The following is an 18942-nucleotide window of genomic DNA, read 5'->3' as shown; positions in this document are numbered from 1 at the left end:
TTGCACCTAGAATTGTTTTTTCCAAGAGCGGAGTATAAACATATCTTGAAAATTCAGTTTTGAACAAATTAAACTGAGGGCAATGGGTGCATAAATACCAATTGCGGTTCCTAGTACCAAATGCATGACGGGTTCTGTCAAACCGAATATTTTTTGCAGCGCGATGCGAAAAGTAGATGCAGCAATAATATGAGCCACAAAAATTTCTAAGGAAAATATTCCCCAATTTTTAACAAAGAAGAGTAAATTGAACTTATTAAGTAAAACAGCCAAAGCTACTGTTGCAACGATACCAAACATTCCAATCAGGGGAATTGCTATCACATTTTCAGTTAGTTGAAATTGAACTGCTAGTGCAACTGCTATATATCCACCTAAGGTTATTAATATCAAGGCAAAATGGTTAATTTGACTCTTGACAGATAGCCAGGTGCCACTACCGAAAATTACTCCTAATGCAAAGTAAATAGCATGGCGACGAAACAAATACAATACACCCCAAGTACCAAAGTTGACGTTTAATCCATGTAAACAGTAGAGAAAAAGAGCAAAAATCAAGAAGAATATTGGAGATAGTTTCAGCTTATGAAGTATTCCATAAACTATCAGGATGGCAAACAGAGTATAAAAAAACCAAAATTGCTGGTAGGGTTGATAGATAATCTGCCAAATGTTTGTAAGTGATATCTGGTTTGTGGTGGTATAACGTGATGCTACTGCTTGAATTGTCATCTGTATTAGCGACCACAGGAAATAGGGGTAGACGATGACATACAGCTTATCAAGCAGAAAATGTTTGAAAGGTTTGGATAGCGATCGCTTGACAAATAAACCTGAGGTAAAAAAGAATAAAGGCATGTGAAAGCCATAAATCCAGCGATCGACAAACAATAACAGTGCAGAAGGTTGCAATATTGAACTATTTATTAAACCCCGAAGGACGTGTCCAACTACAACCAAAAATATCCCGATTCCTTTGGCATAATCAACCCAGTGCAGTCGCTCTCGCATTAAGGGATAATCGAGCTTGACTTTTGGTGCAGACACTGAATTGGCAGATATTTTTTTCATAAACGTATCTATTAAAGTATTGCCTGAATTGGCAGACCAAATCCTAACGAATTGCGAAGGATCAAAAGTAGAGCGAGTACTCCAATAAAAAAGGCAGTACTCTGAATATCTTGGGTTATGCAGGAAAGTTGTTCTCTTCTTAATCCATAAAGGTTGACTATATACAAAGGCATATCGCTGAGTGCAATCACAATAATTGCTCCCACTGTGCCAAAACGATAAAATGCTAAAGGTAATCCCAGACCAATCATCACAAACCCTGCTAAATTACTTTGGGCTGAGTACAAAGGCTTCCCAATCGCTAAAAGAGCAGGACTTGTGGTGTAAAACAACACAGAAAACCAAATGCCGCAAGATAGAATCGGCATCATCCAGGTTGCTTCAGCATACCTTTTATCATAAAGTACGGCGATGACTAAATCGCCAACAGTTACTAGAACAGCTATTAAAATTGCAAACCCCATCAGTATTAACCGACGTTGCCGGATAATTTTGGCTCGCAGACTTGAGCGTGGCAAATCAAGCAGGTTAGAAATTGTGGGAAAAATGACTCTATAGCTAAGATGTTTAATGATTTCTCGCGGTATACCTGCCAGGGTATAAGCTATTGTATAAACACCTAACAGCCGAAAAGATAGTAGTTTAGCAAGAATTAAGCGATCGGCTTGCTCATTTAAAAAGGTTACAGATGTTGCTAAAAAGATCCATCTTCCAAAGGACATAATTTCTTGAATTGCATCCCCCTCCCAAGCGAAGCGATTGGAATATCCTGGTATTAACCAATGGCTACCCACCATTCTGTATACTGCTCCTAGCACTACTCCAACACCTAAAGCCCAAATAGTTGGACTCAAAGTTACCAAAACAATTAAGGTAGACAGACCTAATACCTGCAATATCAGTTCAAACAGGCTGAACTTAGCTAGTTGCATCCGGCGCTGAAGGGTGGGTATAGTAGTTGAAGTAAATCCATCGAAAAGTGTGGACAATGCAACGATGGGAATTAGCCAAAGCAGGCGATCGTCATTGTATAATTTTGCAACTGGCAAGGTAATCAGTAGGCAAAACAACCAAAGTACACAGCCACGAATTATTTGTAGTGTCCAGGCAGTATTTAGAAAAGCTGGTTCATCACCCCGCTTATTGTTGACAATACTTTGAGTAATGCCAAGGTCTGAGAATAGTTCGATGCCAATTCTTAGGGTGTTGACCACAGCCATCAAACCAAAATACTCTGGTACTAGCAGACGAGTTAGGATTAGGTTGCTGCCAAACCGCAAAACTTGATTAGTTCCGTAACCTGCAATTGTCCAGATTGCTCCACGAATGGCAAGCTTTTTTAGTGTTGTCATAATTTCATTAGCACAGTTTTGCTTAAAGTGGTAGCGTTTTTAGATGCATTGGCATAACAAGGCGATGCATTAACATAACGAGGCGATGCATTGGCATAACGAGGCGATGCATTGGCATAACGAGGCGATGCATTGGCATAACGAGGCGATGCATTGGCATAACGAGGCGATGCATTGGCATAACGAGGCGATGCATTGGCATAACGAGGCGATGCATTAACAATGCAAGAAACCAGTCGATAGCCCCGACGATTAAAATCGCGGCTACAGAAACAAAGTCCGCCTGCGCGGACTAATATGAAGATGGGGTTTTACAATGGTTTTCTTGGCTGTATTGGAATAGCTTTGCTAATTTACTTGCTTCTTGGGCAACATTGTGATATTGTTTTATTGATTCAGTTCCGGCTTTACCCATTTGCTCAAGTTTCTCTGTTGGCAGTTGCAGAACCTCACGCATCACTTCTGTTAAAGCTTCCACTGAACCTGATGGGACGAGCCAGCCGTTTACACCAGGCTTTACCAGTTCAGGAATGCCAGCAATATAGGTGCTAATTACTGGACGCTCCAATGCTAAGGCTTCCATGATGACTACAGGTAGTCCTTCGGCAAAACTAGGCAGAATCAAAGCACGAGAATTCATAATATATTTTTGAACATCTGTACCACTAGCCCAACCAGTAATTTTTATCTGCTGTTGAAGACCGTAGTCTTTGATTAAGGTTTCGATTTCAGGTTTCAAAGGACCGTCACCTACCAAAGTCAAATTACATGGCAAACCAAGTGCCGCTAGTTGGCTGACTGCTTGAACGAGCAACAGTTGTCCTTTTTCTTCACAAAGGCGACCAACGCAGACTAAGTTTGGCTCGGATGATATCGCTGTTGTGTATGAGTTGAGAAAATCATTGTCTACACCACAACGAATTACATGAATCTTTTTCCATTGTTGGTGGTTACACCATCGATAAAGTTGGCTTCTAGTAAAGGAACTGACGGTGACAACAAATGCGGCTCGATTTATCTTTTCGGTCAAAGCTAAAGCTTCGGGTTGATCAAATTCGTATGGACCATGAACTGTAAAGCTGTAGGGTGGTCCACCTAAAGTTTGACACAACATCGCGACAGTGGTTGGATTGGTTCCAAAGTGAGCATGAAGGTGAGTTACTTCTGATTTACGAAACCAATTGAGTAGGACGCAAGCTTCAACTAAGTATATGATATGGTAAAAAATGCCCCGATCTGAAGCCGAACCAATCACCAGAGCTAACCATAGGCTTTTTAGCCAGGGAATTGGTCTAGCGATCGCAACGCTCAATAAGTTAAATAGCAATCCGAAAATACCTACACCCAAAACTACCTGAGTCTTCTGAAATTCCAATTTGTCTTCTGGGTCAATTAGTAGTTCAGATTCGCACTCTCGGATCGAGAAGCGTGCTACTAAAAGTCCGCAAGCTTCAAGTGCAGCAATTTCACGTCGAATAAAGCTGTGGCTTATCTTTGGGTATTTATTGACTAGATACGCAATTTTCATGTTAACCTCAGCAAATGCATTTTCATGAAGAGGGGGAAAGGGGAAGGGGGAAAGGGGAAAGCTTTATGCGTATTTTAAATAACTCTTTCCTTTACCCTTTTTTCCTTTACCCTTTCCCCCTCCTCTTTGTATTCAACTAAAGTACGCTGTCGTTTGAGCAAGCGGGAGATGTGAAACTGAATTTGACCCTGCACTTGTGGGAATTTGCCTAAGAGACAAAATAAAGAGTAGAGAAGTGCATCTTCTGATTTAAATCCTCGTTGTAAAGTATGTTTATATACTTTATAAATTAATGAGGCATAAGCGGTTAATAGTAATAGTATGCTGAGACTGAAAGTTAAGGGTGTGGTTGCGATCGCTAGTAGGGGCAAAAGTAAACCCCAAAACCAAATACTTCGGCTTTCTTTGACCCAATGCTGTTGGGGACTGCGACCGTGTAACCAAGATCCCTCAGCATAAGCATGACCTGCTCGAAGCGATCGCTTCCACCACTGATCAAAACGGGTGATTTGAGCATCGTGCATTGTCATATCAGCGTTTATACGGTAAATTTTGCCTCCGGCTTGACGCAGACGCACACATAACTCTGGCTCTTCACCGGCAATCAGGCTAGAATTGAACCCAGAAGCTTGTTTGAGTGCCGAAACACGCATGATTGCGTCACCACCACACGCTTTAGCTTCACCAACGGGAGTATCCCACTCGATATCGCACAAGCGATTATAAATCGAGTTAGCGGGAAATTCTTCTTGGCGCCGACCACATACTACTACAACATCAGGCGATCGAACCAATTCACCAACTGCACGTTCCAACCATCCGTCTACTAAGAAACAATCTCCATCCACAAACTGAACAAATTCGATATTTGGTTCTACTTGTAATAGATATTCAAAGCCGGCATTTCTGGCACGAGCAGCAGTAAAGGGAATAGATAAATCCAGCTCTACTACATGCACACCTAAAGAGCGAGCTAGCGCCACACTACCATCTGTTGAGCCTGAATCTACGTAAACAATTGTTATCAGGAAAGGCAGAGGGCAGGAGGCAGAAGGCAGAAGGGAATTCTGATTCCTGCCCTCTGCTACGATGGTCGGGAGTAAGGGTTTAAGCACGGAGCCAAATTGAAAATTTGGTGGCTCTTGTTCAGGAGGGGTCTGAATCCCCAACTGATGTAAACCTTCTGCCCTCTGCCCTCTGCCTTCTGCCTTCTTCATCCCTTCCCCTACCACTGATAGTAGGCAGTGATGGAGACGATTTCCTTCATTTCGTCCGATGACAACGACTCCAATTTGCTGCTTCATATTCGTCTTCTTTGGTTAACAGAGAGAGCGCTTGTTATGTACAAAACCCAATACACGTTAGCTAAACGCAGTAAATAACTTTCCGTCACATTATTCAATGCTAGGAAAACCAGAACAGCTAAGGGCCAAAAATCCTCTGATTTTTTTGCTGCGTAAGCTTGTTTAAGTGCGCGAAAATAAGCGATCGCAAAACTAATTAAAAAAAGCGATAAACCTATAACACCAACATCAAGCGCTAAATCAATGAAGCCATTGTGGGCATGAGGTGGGATAAAATTTTCCGATACTGCTTGACCTGCTTCGATTGCATATTTACTTCCGCTTGCCCAATACGCACCACGTCCAAAACCTAGCCAAGGGCTTTCTTGAAGTCTAGTTAGTACAGAACCCCAAATCTGTGTCCGTCCAGTTAAAGTGGGATCTTTTCCTAAACCAGTTAACAGAGATACCCATTGAACTAAAACTACTGTAGAAATACATCCAAAAATAAGAATTCCAATATCTAAAAAAATTATACTGATTTTTCCCCGCCATTGAAAGTTACGATATAAGAGCAAAATCAATATCATAACGAAAGAAAGAACAAGAGAAGTTTTTGAAGTTGAAAGCAACATCATCAGCAGCGAAAGACCAAAACCTGCCCATTTATATAGGCGTCCTCTTAAGTTTTCCACTGGCAGCAAAAAAAATGCTAATGAGCTTAAAACCATCATGCTGCCAAAGGTATTTTTATAGTCGTAGATTCCTTTCCATGCTCCTGGATGATCGTCCACATGCTTGCCAATAGTAGGTAGCCCTACAGCAAAAAATATACTCAAGAAAATTCCGATAGTGAACGTCCACGCAACTAGTTTGATCTGCTCTTTGACGCTAAATCGCATGGCAAAATATAAGCCAAAAGTGGTCATTTGCCCAACTTCTCGCATATATTGAGCCGTGAATTGTGGAAACAACGACCAGATAGATGATGCCAAAATTATTGGTATCAATATCCAGATAAATATATCTCTTTTGGCTGTGAATAGAGACTTTTTCCACTCAAGGCAAATTATCAGACTGGCAGTTGTCCAAATGAAATATCTGATTGCTGTGATGATGATTGCTGGAATTATCCCAGGAGTAAGTGTGATAGGGCTTGATCCGACAGCAAAGCCTCCTGTGAAAAAAGTTAAGCTTAAAATGACGAATGCTTTCTCAGCAGGTTCTAAATATTTACGCACAATAAGATTACTTTTTCCGAGAAAAAATTAAATACAATCAGGACTTACGCAAAAATTCTCTCTCTTGCTCATACCTCTGTGAACTCTGCGTTCTCTGCGGTTCGTTTTTCCATAACGAGTGCGTAAGTCCTAACAATGAAGTTATCTACACTAACTTGTTCAACTTGCTTAAATCTTTGTGATTTTACCGCGAGCTATTTGTCATCATTAACTTCACCTCTTGTTTTTTCTGAATTGTTATAAGGATAGATTTAAGGGTAGCCCCCCAACTTTTTGTAGTATCGAAAAACTGCTCTTGCGCTATCAAGCAAGCCTGTCTCTTTTGTTGATAAAGTTGGCGATCGCTACATAACTCTAGCAGTGCATCACCGTAAGCCTTAACATCATTTGCCGGAACCTCGATTGCCGCATCCCGCACATAAGACAAAGCTGGACAAACTGCTGAGGTAATAACCGGACGACCTGATAAAATACTTTCGCACACAACCCGATTGAAACCTTCGACAAAGTTTGTTCTGGTAGGTACAATGACAACATGCGATCGGCTAAACATTTCCCGCATTTGCGGCTTCGTGCAGTACCCATGACAGATAAACGAGCCATCAACGCCGCTCAGATGACCTGCAAGACGTAAAGACTCTAGTGCCGAACCTTCCCCACAAATGTCAAAAATGATATCTTGTCTGCCCTCAATAGCAAAGCGTTTGGCAATTTCTAGGAGGTCAAACACGCCTTTTTCTTGCTCAACCCTACCTGCAAATAGAACTCGGAAGGGGGATGCAACTGATGGTTTAGGTATGTTTGCAAAGTCTGCTCGCAGATAGGTAGAAAAGAATTCCAAAATCGGTTGATGTTCACCGCGCGTTAGTTGAGAAATTTGTTTAGCTATGTCCTGGGATGCAACTAATATCGCTTGACAATCAGAAGCAAACAAATTACGGCTAAGTGATAAATTTATTTTATCTACTAAACGTGGAGGCAGGTACTTATACCACAGCATACAATGCATCGTGGGAATAACCTTTATGCCGATCCAGGAAAATAAATACAAAACAAACCAATATGTTGTGCCGTCATTTATCACTGCAACATTAGCTCGAAAGCGAATGGCAGAGGCAAGTAAATGCAATCCACACCAGACTTGTCTTAGGTGATAAAAAATTCCTGATGCGTTAGGGAATGGAACCCGACGGTGTTCAACAATAAAGCGATTGTCTTGCACAAATTCCTTTTTGTTAGACCGTGCGATCGCGTAACCTTTTGCATTTAAAGTTTTGCAAACTTCATAAAACTGACTTGAGAAGGTAACTGATACCTGTGAAGGAGCATCCCCACCATTAATCCAATAATTGTAAGCTTCAATAACATCTTCTGGACCAGATGCATAAAGAATCCGAAGGGGTTTAGCCATGTTGTTATCTGGGGTTTTCAATGGCACAGTGTGGAGTGCGATCGCAGTTAAATATTTTTAGGAAAAGCCCTGTTAATCTATGGGTAACATTAAGATGTCTAGGATTGAAGGGCAGATTCTTCTTTTTGAATGCGACGTTGTTGATTGGCTCCTGTGATTTTTAAAGCCATAGTCTCAATTTCACAGTAAAGCGATCGCGGTAGCAGCCAGAGCAAATAGGCAGCACCTAAAGTCATCAATGTACGTCGTGGCTCCTCTAGCAAAATTAGCCAGTAGGTAGATAAAGCTTGGTGCATGAGTTGCACAGATGTTGAACCCGATTGCAAAGTTACTGCCCTTCTGGCTAGATGTCGCAGTTGGTAAGCCATAGCTATGTTGTCCAACTCAACCATCACTGTTGGAGAGTAGGAACAGGCTTTTTCTAGCATCCTTTCCCAGGAATTTAACTTTTTAACCAGTTGGGCTGAATATCCCTGTGAATTGACCCGATAAAGCGTCAGAGGCTCAGGAACACCCTCAATTTTCCATTTTGTTTTAATCGCAATACGCAGCCAACATTCGACATCTTCTGACGGGTGTAATTGGCGATCGTCGTCAAAATAAAAGTCCTCTACAACACCATAAAGATTGTCTTGAAATCTAATATCTTCAAAAACTTCTCGTCGAATTACTGCCACCGATCCATTGCCAATGGGAGTGCGGCAAAGTAAATCAAGCAAAGTAATTCCCTGAAGCTTAGAAATCTGGTATATACCTAAAGGGTTTCCTGCCTCATCAATAAAAGCAGAGCGACAAAAGCTAACTCCTACTGCTGGTGAATTATCTAGATGCTCAACATGTTTTGCTAGCTTTTCTTTTAACCACAAGTCATCTGCATCTAAAAAGGCTAAATATTCTCCTTGAGCATAGCGAATGCCAGTGTTCCGAGCGGCAGCAACTCCCCGATTTTGTTGACGAATAATTCTAATTCTGGGGTCTGTAAATTGTTGGCAAATTTCTATACTTCTATCAGGAGAACCGTCATCAATAAGTAGAAGTTCAAAGTTTGTATAAGTTTGTTCCAAAACTGATTGCACTGTAGCTGCTATATATTTATCGACTTTGTAAATTGGAATAATGACAGATACTTTTTTCATGGTAAAAACTTCACTTTTCAGAACGAGCAAACTTTGAATAATTGATGATTTTTGCCGGGATGCCAACTGCCGTTGCTCCTGGGGGAACATCGTAGAGAACTACGGCATTAGCACCAATATTTGCGCCATCTCCAATAGTGACGTTGCCAAAAATTTTTGCTCCAGCACCAACATTGACACGTTTACCTAACTTTGGTGCATCAGAGGGACGGTCTAAATAACGGTTGCCTAAAGTAACGCCTTGACGAATAATACTGTCATCAGCGATCGCACAATTTCCATGAATGACAATTGCTCCTTGGTGTTCAATAATTACCCGACGACCAAGTTGGACAGTGTAAGGTAGTTCAATTCCATAAGTGTTGCGAATTTTCCGAAACAACATCCGATATAGTATGCTGAAGGGTGCGCGAAGTAGTTTCGGTTGAATGTTCATCCTCCATACTCCAAAACGCTGAACTGCTACAGCCCTAAATCCTGGCTTAGTCCAATCTCGTCCGTGAGCAATCCAGTCTTCTTTAACAAGCTGCCAAAGACTTAAAGTAAAAAGTCCTGCGTCGCTTGTGTTTGCTCTCAACTTTGGTGATGCACTCATCTTATGGTTCCTATTTCAGTTTTTACTTTCTCCACATTTTGTTCAGATCGGGAGTTGTTGTAGTAAAAGTAGTTATCAGGCTCGTGCTTCACATTGACCGCGTTGGCTATGATTCCCAAAATATTAGCTTCAGAACGTGCCAGTAAGGACTTAGCAGCGGTAGCAGTGCTTGAATCTACAACACCAGGTCGCACTACAATTAAGACTCCATCCACCATGTTGCCTAAAACTGCTGCCTCAGCGCTGCCAACTAAAGGAGAAGTGTCAAAAATCACATAATTGTAAGTTTTCGACAACATATCAATGAAATTTGTCATGCGTTCTGAGTCAATCAATGCTAGGGGATTAGGTGGCATGACCCCAGCAGTCAGTACAGATAAGTTATCGGTGATATTTTGGACGGAACGTGAAAATTCATTCTCACCAACCATGACGTTACTTAAACCTACTGAGTTTATAAGACCCCAAAGATGATGTTGAGATGGCTGACGCATATCTGCATCAACTAGCAAAACTCGTCGTCCAGCTAGAGCCATTACCGCAGCTAAATTAGCAGCAACTTCTGATTTACCCTCCCCAGACATAGAACTTGTCACCACAATTGCAGAAACTTTTCTGTCTAAGCTCATAAACTTTAGATTTGCTTGAAGCATTTGGTATGCTTCATGAATCACAGTACGCGGAGTGGTTGCAACAATAACTCGCGGCGAGACACTTTGTAAGCTAGTATCCAAAGGAGCAGATGTATTATTATTAGTTTCAAATTTGGGAATTAGCCCTAGCAAGGTATAGCCAAAAAGTGCCTCTGCTTCTTTAGTGGTCTTTAATCTTCTATCGATTAAGTCAACAAAAAAGGCAGCTGCCACACCAAGTAATACACCAGCAAATCCACTACCTAATGATATTCCCAGCTTCTTTTTGGTTACTCCTGGACTTGTACCAACCACAGCAGATTGGATGACACGAGCATTTCCAACAGTTTGATTTTCTGCTATTTTGATTTCCTGTTGTCGAGTCACAAGGTTTTCGTAGCTTTTTTGTGCGATTGATAACCTTCGCTCTAGTTCTCCTTGCTGTTTCTCTAAATTTGGCACAACATTAGCTCTGCGCTTATAAGACGCTATAATCCCAGACAAAGCTTCTACTTTTTTTTCTAACCCCAAGCGTTGTGACTGTAATCTCACAAACTCTGATGTTAGGTTTTGCTTGATCTGCCCCATTTGCAATTGACCAGGAGAAATCGGTGTTTGATATCCTAATGATTGGGATATTCGCTGCTGCAATAAAGAATTTAATGTTGCTTCTTGATTCTTGAGAGTAACGATGGATGGATGTGATTCTGTGTAGCGTGCTTGTTGAGCTGCTAGCTGAGTTTGTACTTTTTGCAGTTCACTTAAGAGTTCTTGCACACCAGGTACTTGACTTAAAGAAGTAATATTTACAGCTTGATCTACAGGTAGATTCATTTGACGGCGTATTTCTACTTCCTGGGCACTTGTATCAGCGAGTTGAGATTGAGCTTGGGCTAATTCTTTCTCTACATCACCCATAATTTCAACTGACTTATTCGTCTCTTCTTTCAGCTCGATAATTTGATTTTTTAGCTTAAACTGACGCAAGTCTTCTGCTGCTCGATCTAATTGTGTTTTAGCTCGTGGCAATTGTTTTTCAATAAATCCACCTGCGGATATAGCTTCGGAGCGATTAGTCATTTGATTATTGGCAATGAAGGATTTCATTGCCTGATTGACTACTGCTGTAGCAAACTGAGAATCTTCAGAGACGTAAGAAACTTTAAGTACATCAGTGCCTAAAATTGAGTCAGCTTTAATTGCCAGTAACTCTGGATTGAGAAGAGCGTCGTTTTTATCTTTCAGCTGGAGAGTATTTATCACCTCTTGTTTGATGGGCAAAGACTGTAAAACTAGAGCTTGCGTGTCTAGAGGATTAGCTTGAGCTTTTACGGTTTCAAGATCCCCTATTTTTTCTCCTACTCCCGTTAGAGATGAGGTGCGATTTGATTGGAAAAGGAGCTGTCCAGTTGCCTCGTAGGCAGGTCGTTGCAACAACAAACTAATCCCAGCTAAAGAAACACACGCTGCAAACACTCCTGAGACTACTAGCCAGCGACGTTTGAGAACTAGCAAATATCTTTGAACATCTATCTCTTCAGGATAGTTCCTATTCTCCATACAATTTATTTAATGCTAGATGAATGCTTTGGGTTATGAATGAAATTAGGATACTAAGACCTTGATGAAAGACCTGGTTATATCAAAGTTTTTACATTTTTCTAATACTCTTTATCAAACTTTTCAAGGAGCTATTTTTATGCACCTTTGTGCTTGACCAAGGATTTTCGTAAAGCTGAAATCTTTGCTTCACAATTAACCAGAAAAATGGGATGGCATCTAACAAATATCTCTTCCAGAGTCGCTGAGGTTCGCTTAAAAGCCGATAAAGCCACTCTAGACCAACTTCACTCATCCATTGAGGCGATCGCTTGATATTACCAGCTTCAAAACTGATAGTTGCACCAATAGCCAAAAATACTTTGATATTCTTCAATTGCTTTCTATATTTAGCAATCCACATTTCTTGTTTGGGTGCCCCTACACCAATTGCTAAAACTGTAGCATCTGAAGAGTTAATCAGTTTAACAATCTCTTGACACTCTTCTTCATTTTTCTCAAATCCAAAGGACGGCGAGTGCGCCGCAACTATAATATTTCTACCTACCTTTGAATTAATCTTTTTTTGAGCTATCTTAACTACATCTGCCTCAGCACCCAGCAAAAATATTTTAATTTGATCGTCGTGCTGGTAATATTTGTAAAATGCTGGAAATAAATCTGAACCAGAAATTTTCTCCTGTATTGGTGTTTTCAAAAAACTCGATATGTACATCAAAACTTTACTATCGCAAACTCGATAATCTGCCTCTTGGTAAACAAGATAAAAGTCTTGATTTTTCTGCAATTTCATCACATGATCCACGTTAGGAGTAAAAACAATACCACCGATTCGCAGATTTTCTAGCAATTCGACCATTGTGATATTATTGATGGTCACATTTAGTAAGTTAACCTGTCTCATCACCATCGTTAAAGTAACTAAGCCTACGGGGAAAAACTTCTTTTAGTGACGAACCAAGCAAATTGTTTTAACTAGGAAAATCGAAAAAAACATGATGCACCGATATTTATAAAATACAGTTTTCAATGATTGCAGTTTCAACAATGACCCGAAAGAAAAAAACTTATGCAATAAAAAATTAGATCAGCCAAAGTAATATTTCATTGCTTAGTTGCTTGGTTATTTACTGTGGACATGTACATTTTCTATCACTAAAAATAAATATACCTTTATTCCTTGTAATTTCAAAGAGATAATATAAAGTTAATATGTAGAGAGAAAAATATTTTTTAAAGTAAGTGTAAAGCTTTGGTGAAAAGCCCGGATTTCCAGAAAAAAAATGGGAAGTCAAATAAGTTATTGAATCAAGCAAATGTCATACTAGGTCTGGGTTTTGGCATTTCACAAGTAGATCTATTTAAGAAAAAAGGTGGTTGCGGGATTTACTTATGCGGTATTTACATATATCTTCGACAAAAGCAAAATATATTTGGTAAAGTGTAATAGTAAATACAGTTTTCCATTAATTCGTAGCTTTTTTAAACGCAGAGTCTTCCTTATATTTTCAAAGCAAATACTTAAGCCAAAAAAACATCTGACTTAGGGCAGAATTTATTAGGACTTACGCAGTCGTTACGACAAAACAAGACTTAGATAGGTGCTTCCTTGCGTCGATAGGGACGGAAATAAGTAGTACCGTGCGTAAGTCCTGTTTATTAAGGAATGGGAATGCAGAGAGACTTTTAACGATCGCTTTTAAACCACTCGACAATTCCTTGCGCGATCGCTCTAGCTTGCTTCTTCTGTTCAGAGGGATTCGTCACCAATTCAAATTCATCGGGATTACTCATAAAACCCAATTCCAACAACACCGACGGCGTACTTGCTGGACGTGTCAACGCCAAGTTATCCCAAAATACACCATAAGCAGGACGCTTTAACTTCTTCACTACATAATTATGTAAAAATAAAGCTAAACTGTGAGCTTGGGGATGATACCAAAATGCAGCGAAACCCTTAATTTTCTCAGCATCACCATCATCAGGTAAAGAATTGTGATGAATGGAAAGAGAAATTGCTGCTTCTTCTTTGTCAATTATTGCTTGGCGATCGCCTAAAGAAACTTCCTTATCATCTTCCCGCGTCATCACCACCGTTGCCCCTAGTTTTACCAACTCATCTTGCAGCAACTTCGACACAACCAAATTTAAGTCTTTTTCTAAATACCCAGTCGGACCACTTGCCCCAGATTCTTTACCGCCGTGTCCCGGATCGAGTAAAATCTTGATGCCAGATAGTGGCTTATCATTTTTGCGGATTTCTGGAGGTTGACGCAAAGACAAAACTAAACTTGTTCCGTCGTACCTCAGCTTGTATCCCCACTGTTGGTTTCTTTTGAGGTTAAAGGTGTACTGCACGCCACCTTGAGGCAACTGTTGCCAATCTAGGCGAGAAATTAAGGCGTTGTCAACGCTCTTGATAATGTCTGTTTGCGCCGTAGTATTGTAGAGCGTCAAAGTGAGAAAGCGATCGCCTTGCTGTACGCTAACGGGTACAGGAACTTGCAACGGAAAAACTATTTCCGTCGCATTCGCAAGTTGACGATATCCCACGCTGCGAATAATTGTCTTTGGTGGAACTGCACCTGATAAAATGCGAGTTTCCTTACTATTAATCCAAGCACCATAATCCAAGCGCAACCATTCACCTTCAAAACCTGTGACTGTGGCGCGTGTACCTTTAGGTAATGGTGTTAATCTAGAATAATCTGTACTAGGACCAGTACGAGCAACTCCAGCATCTACTGTCACCTCGGCAACTTGTAATTGTGCGGGTGAAATAATTTGAATTTTTCCTTTCCCCAGTTGGTTTATACTTTTACCATTCTGGGTTAGTTGAAATTGAGGTTGTCCCACATCGGCAGCAGCATTTATAGTAGTGCAACCCTCGTACTTAGCGACGTTAGATTGGGTAATTGGCTGATTATTTCCCGTTAGAGCGGCTAAATTGCTTGGAAGTTGCGCTTGAGTTGGTTGAGGCAAAAGGGGAATAGTTTGATTCGCTACCTTGACAGATACTGTAGCGTTAGAAGGTGCGATCGCGCTAAAACAAATAAGTTCCCCCACTATTCTAGCAATATCTGCCACTGGAGTGAGAGAATCTTTAGCAAAAGCTAACCCTTTTGGGATCTCAGGTAGAGAAGATATCCTTGTAACCTTTATTTGACGCTCTTGATTTTGATAGCGCACAGTAAAGAGATTCTCTCCTAACTGTAAGGGTAAACTTGGGGCAAAATGCCCAGCTTTACTGCGAGTTATGGGTTTACCATTGATGATAACTTCTCCATTTGCAGGTGCTGTACCCAGAAAGAAAATTTTTTCTTCGCTGGTTTGGTAGTTTGCTGCGGGAAAAACAATATTGAGAGATTGCTCTTGAGCCAAAGTTGGGGAGGATATGACTATAGAGCTTAATAATACCAATCCGAAGATACTTTTCACAGCCAAATTAAAGAAAATCGAAAACACAATTACTGTGGCACAATGACGGCATGTATTTTTAGAAGTTGCTAGAAATTGTAAATAGTATGACTAAGTTTGTCTTTGTTACTGGGGGTGTAGTTTCCAGTATTGGTAAGGGAATTGTCGCAGCTAGTCTGGGACGATTACTCAAGTCGCGCAATTATTCAGTGTCAATTCTCAAGTTAGATCCTTATATTAACGTCGATCCGGGGACAATGAGTCCTTTTCAGCATGGTGAGGTGTTTGTTACTCAAGATGGTGCTGAGACGGATTTAGATTTAGGACATTACGAACGCTTTACTGATACATTAATGTCGCGTCTTAACAGTGTTACCACTGGTTCGATTTACCAAGCTGTAATTAATAAAGAGCGGCGCGGAGATTATAATGGCGGCACGGTGCAGGTAATTCCTCATATTACCAACGAAATTAAAGAGCGGATTATGAGAGTTGCTCGTGATACTACTCCTGATGTGGTGATTACGGAAATTGGTGGAACGGTGGGGGATATTGAATCATTGCCGTTTTTAGAAGCAATTCGCCAGTTTCGTAAGGAAGTAGGGCGACAAAATGTATTGTATATGCATGTGACGTTGATACCGTGGATTGCTTCGGCGGGGGAGATGAAAACCAAGCCAACACAGCATTCGGTGAAAGAGTTGCGTTCTATTGGCATTCAACCAGATATTTTAGTCTGTCGGTGCGATCGCCCTTTACCAAATGGGTTAAAACAGAAGTTGTCAGAATTTTGTGATGTACCATCCGAGTGCGTCATCACGGCTCAAGATGCTAAGAGTATTTATGAAGTACCGCTCATTGTAGAACAAGAAGGGCTGGCAGAGCAAGTACTTGATTTGCTGCAAATGGAACAACGCACTCCCGATTTGGTGGAGTGGCAAACTTTGGTGGAAAGGTTGTACAGTCCTCAATATCAAGTTGAAATTGCGATTGTTGGGAAGTATGTCAGGTTAAGTGATGCTTATTTGTCAGTTGTGGAAGCATTGAGACATGGAGCGATCGCAACTAATGGAGAATTAGTTTTACGCTGGGTAAATTCTGAGACGCTAGAAGTTGAAGATGTTGAAAAGCATCTTGAGGGTGTTGATGGAATAATTGTACCCGGAGGTTTCGGTACAAGAGGCATAGATGGTAAAATTGCCGCAATTAATTATGCACGCGAAAGGCACATTCCCTTCTTAGGTTTGTGTCTGGGAATGCAATGTTCGGTGATTGAATGGGCGAGAAACCTTGCGGGATTTACAGATGCAAATAGTGCCGAATTTAACCCAACTACGACAAATCCAGTAATTAACCTTCTGCCCGAACAGCAGGATGTAGTTGATTTAGGCGGTACAATGCGTTTGGGTTTGTATACTTGCCGCGTCATACCGAATACAATGGCTTTTGAGCTATATCAACAAGATGTAGTTTACGAACGTCATCGCCATCGCTACGAGTTTAACAATGCTTATCGCCAATTATTTTTAGAATCAGGCTATGTAATAAGTGGCACATCTCTTGATGGACGCTTAGTAGAAATGATTGAATTACCGCATCATCCCTTCTTTATAGCTTGCCAATTTCATCCAGAATTTCTTTCCCGTCCGAGCGCACCACATCCATTATTTACAGGATTTATGCAAGCAGCGATCGCTCGTTCTCACCCTAGCTCTAATTTTGCAGCACCATTAGAAGTGTTTTAAATGCCTTCATGGGTTCATGGGAAAGAATTTAGAGGAGGATTGTGACCTCCCCTTGGGGGAGACCTCCATCTTTATGAGGGGGCTTTGAACCCGTATAGTAGGTTCATGTAAGAAAAAACTGATCTTCGTGTTGTGAATAACTTCTTCACATGCACCCCTTTTTTCATGAACCCCTTTCAACCCAAACCAGATCGGTAAAGTGAGGGTGAGGTTTGGATTTTCAGCTTTTAGAGTCAATCTGAATAATGTTTTTCCGACTTGTGTACACCACGTTAGCTTTGTAGGAGAGAGGAATGGAAACGAGGTTAGAATATTAGATTGCACCGAAGCGTTGATTAGTCATTACAATTGAGGAGATTTTGTGACGTACTGGGTGAAAATCCTTTACGAGAGGAAAGAATATGTAATCAATATTGACCGTATTAATGCCTTTTGTTATGAACAAAATGGCAGGGTTACATTTTGGCTACCTGATAGTACGCTGCCGATTGTGATTAACCCGCAGAGCAACATAGAAGATTATCAAAAGATTCTCAATTATATAGAAAGCGTTACAAGATTGGAATTAGAGAATGCTTACTGGGTGAAAATTCTTTATGAAAGAAATGAATATGTAATTAATCTCAACTGCATCAATTCATTTTGTCATGAATCCAATGGTAGGATAAGTTTTTGGTTGCCAGATGGGACGATTCCGATCATCATTAATCCCCTGAGTAATCCAGATTCGTATCAGAAGGTTATGGATTACGTTTATAAGGCAACGGGATATTCTTTATAAGGTAGATGCCGAAAAAGAAGAGGAGGAACAGGCACGTAGTGCCGTATTCCGTGCTTCTCCCAGGGGGAGACGCTGCGCGAACAGACCGGGGATATTCGCCCTTGGCGTTTCCCCGAATCGAGAAGGCTGGATGCAGGATTTATCCTGCCTTGGCAATCTTTTGATGTAATCACCAGTTGCACCACTCTTAATTTTAACCCGCCCTCCCTCCTGAATTAAAGTTCGCCAGGGAATTTATTCCTCAGGGATGAGTTATGGATCGGACGTTGCTCGTTTGGGTGGTTTTCTTGGTCGTAAAGGTGATGGGCTTCAAGGGAAGGCAAACTCTATGGCTTATTTTCCACATTAAACACACAATATCTTTTTGAAAGCTATAATGGGTGAAGTTACGCTACGACGTTGGTGACTGCCATCAAGTTTTTTGATCTATGCCTTTAAAGAAAAGGGAGTCAACTGTTCTCGTGGCAGTAAACCGAGCAACGACTCGGAAACTTTAAACGAGGAATTCGATTCCCACCTGGATAAACCCAGGTCATAAACTTAGGTAAAACGGCGTCGCGGTGAACTTAAAATTTTTAGCTCCCACAGTCAGCAAAGACTTGGGAGCTTTTAATTATATTATGACGGCGTACAATGTAGATACGTTGTTTCATTGCTATAACCTTACCGGAAGAGGGTATGGGGTGCTTTCTTGTAGGGTGTAGGGATTGGAAAAATCATACAGCAAATTTCAGGTAGATGAGGTATAAGCGTAGGGTGCATCCCAATACGGTTCGGATAAGATTTTTTGATGAAAATTATAGATCACAAAGACGCGATAAATCGCCGTCTTTACAATAAAAAGTCCTTTGTAGAGACGGCGATTTATCGCGTCTCCTGCCCTAACCGAACCGTATTGGGGTGCATCCCAGTTTTTATTATTCGATGAAATAATAAAAATTAATATGTCATTGCGTTCGCGTTGCGCGTCTCGTAGAGAGGAACGTTCGCGGACGCAATGACGCTTATATTGTTAGATTTTGCATTCATTGGGATGCTCCCCCGAAAAACGCTATAGTTGCTCGAAAAAGTGGGAAAAATATTCTCATTTTAAAGCAATCATCAAGAAAATAATTAAGTGATATCACTGAAATAATTTGATGATTGAGAATATAGAATTAACAGGTATGTATATTCTCAACTTTAGA

The 18942-nt window shown here is 40.8% G+C and carries 14 protein-coding genes and 1 other RNA gene; 4 read left to right on the top strand and 11 right to left on the bottom strand.

Annotated features, from left to right (window positions below; all coding sequences use genetic code 11):
- Nucleotides 1-6 precede the first annotated feature (6 nt).
- The 5 genes from TOL9009_RS0129305 to TOL9009_RS0129280 all read right to left on the bottom strand — a co-directional run bounded on the left by TOL9009_RS0129305 (nt 7) and on the right by TOL9009_RS0129280 (nt 6229).
- Nucleotides 7-1071, bottom strand: coding sequence for an acyltransferase family protein (locus tag TOL9009_RS0129305; RefSeq protein WP_199341346.1), 1065 nt, complete (start codon nt 1069-1071; stop codon nt 7-9).
- A gap of 11 nt (nt 1072-1082) precedes the next feature.
- Complete coding sequence (locus TOL9009_RS0129300) at nt 1083-2423, bottom strand: oligosaccharide flippase family protein (RefSeq protein WP_029636928.1); 1341 nt, start codon at nt 2421-2423, stop codon at nt 1083-1085.
- Nucleotides 2424-2715: 292 nt separating this feature from the next.
- Nucleotides 2716-3951 (bottom strand): glycosyltransferase family 4 protein, encoded by a 1236-nt coding sequence (locus TOL9009_RS40875; RefSeq protein WP_038296681.1) that lies wholly within the window; start codon nt 3949-3951, stop codon nt 2716-2718.
- 74 nt (nt 3952-4025) lie between these two features.
- The gene (locus tag TOL9009_RS40870) at nt 4026-5255 is read right to left on the bottom strand and encodes a glycosyltransferase (RefSeq protein ID WP_313770081.1); all 1230 of its coding nucleotides are present in this window, start codon (nt 5253-5255) and stop codon (nt 4026-4028) included.
- The gene (locus tag TOL9009_RS0129280; RefSeq protein ID WP_260675960.1) at nt 5252-6229 is read right to left on the bottom strand and encodes an O-antigen ligase family protein; all 978 of its coding nucleotides are present in this window, start codon (nt 6227-6229) and stop codon (nt 5252-5254) included. Before TOL9009_RS0129280 ends, TOL9009_RS40870 begins: the two co-directional genes overlap by 4 nt.
- 97 nt (nt 6230-6326) lie before the next feature.
- Between TOL9009_RS0129280 and TOL9009_RS49775 the strand changes: the two genes are divergently transcribed.
- Nucleotides 6327-6506: a hypothetical protein gene (locus TOL9009_RS49775; RefSeq protein ID WP_260675959.1), complete on the top strand. Its 180-nt coding sequence runs from the start codon at nt 6327-6329 to the stop codon at nt 6504-6506.
- A 153-nt stretch (nt 6507-6659) separates the two neighbouring features.
- On the opposite strand, the gene TOL9009_RS40865 is transcribed toward TOL9009_RS49775, so the two are convergent.
- The 6 genes from TOL9009_RS40865 to TOL9009_RS0129245 form a co-directional block, all read right to left on the bottom strand.
- Nucleotides 6660-7886, bottom strand: a complete 1227-nt coding sequence (locus TOL9009_RS40865) for a glycosyltransferase family 4 protein (protein WP_038296679.1) — start codon at nt 7884-7886, stop codon at nt 6660-6662.
- A 98-nt stretch (nt 7887-7984) separates the two neighbouring features.
- Nucleotides 7985-9022 carry a glycosyltransferase family 2 protein gene (locus tag TOL9009_RS0129270; protein WP_029636925.1) on the bottom strand — a complete coding sequence of 346 codons (1038 nt, stop codon included), beginning with the start codon at nt 9020-9022 and terminating at the stop codon, nt 7985-7987.
- Between the two features lie 10 nt (nt 9023-9032).
- Nucleotides 9033-9617: a serine O-acetyltransferase gene (locus TOL9009_RS0129265; protein ID WP_029636923.1), complete on the bottom strand. Its 585-nt coding sequence runs from the start codon at nt 9615-9617 to the stop codon at nt 9033-9035.
- The gene (locus TOL9009_RS0129260; protein ID WP_029636922.1) at nt 9614-11809 is read right to left on the bottom strand and encodes a GumC family protein; all 2196 of its coding nucleotides are present in this window, start codon (nt 11807-11809) and stop codon (nt 9614-9616) included. The genes TOL9009_RS0129265 and TOL9009_RS0129260 overlap by 4 nt, the downstream gene beginning before the upstream one ends.
- A 91-nt stretch (nt 11810-11900) precedes the next feature.
- Entirely contained in the window at nt 11901-12713 is an 813-nt protein-coding gene (locus TOL9009_RS40860) for a WecB/TagA/CpsF family glycosyltransferase (protein ID WP_038297759.1), read from the bottom strand.
- Between the two features lie 782 nt (nt 12714-13495).
- Nucleotides 13496-15250 carry an N-acetylmuramoyl-L-alanine amidase gene (locus tag TOL9009_RS0129245; protein WP_029636918.1) on the bottom strand — a complete coding sequence of 585 codons (1755 nt, stop codon included), beginning with the start codon at nt 15248-15250 and terminating at the stop codon, nt 13496-13498.
- 86 nt (nt 15251-15336) lie between these two features.
- Between TOL9009_RS0129245 and TOL9009_RS0129240 the strand changes: the two genes are divergently transcribed.
- From TOL9009_RS0129240 to ssrS, 3 genes are all read left to right on the top strand, one after another.
- A complete protein-coding gene (locus tag TOL9009_RS0129240; protein WP_029636916.1) occupies nt 15337-16974 on the top strand; it encodes a CTP synthase in 1638 nt (545 codons plus the stop codon).
- A gap of 361 nt (nt 16975-17335) precedes the next feature.
- Nucleotides 17336-17755, top strand: coding sequence for a hypothetical protein (locus tag TOL9009_RS0129235; protein WP_029636915.1), 420 nt, complete (start codon nt 17336-17338; stop codon nt 17753-17755).
- 385 nt (nt 17756-18140) lie between these two features.
- Nucleotides 18141-18323: non-coding RNA, 6S RNA (gene ssrS, locus TOL9009_RS42705), on the top strand.
- Nucleotides 18324-18942: the final 619 nt, after the last annotated feature.

Source organism: [Scytonema hofmanni] UTEX 2349 (genome assembly GCF_000582685.1).
Taxonomy (GTDB): Bacteria; Cyanobacteriota; Cyanobacteriia; order Cyanobacteriales; family Nostocaceae; genus Hassallia; species Hassallia hofmanni.
Note: the sequence above shows the minus strand (reverse complement) of the source record. Positions and strands in the feature narration are given on the sequence as shown.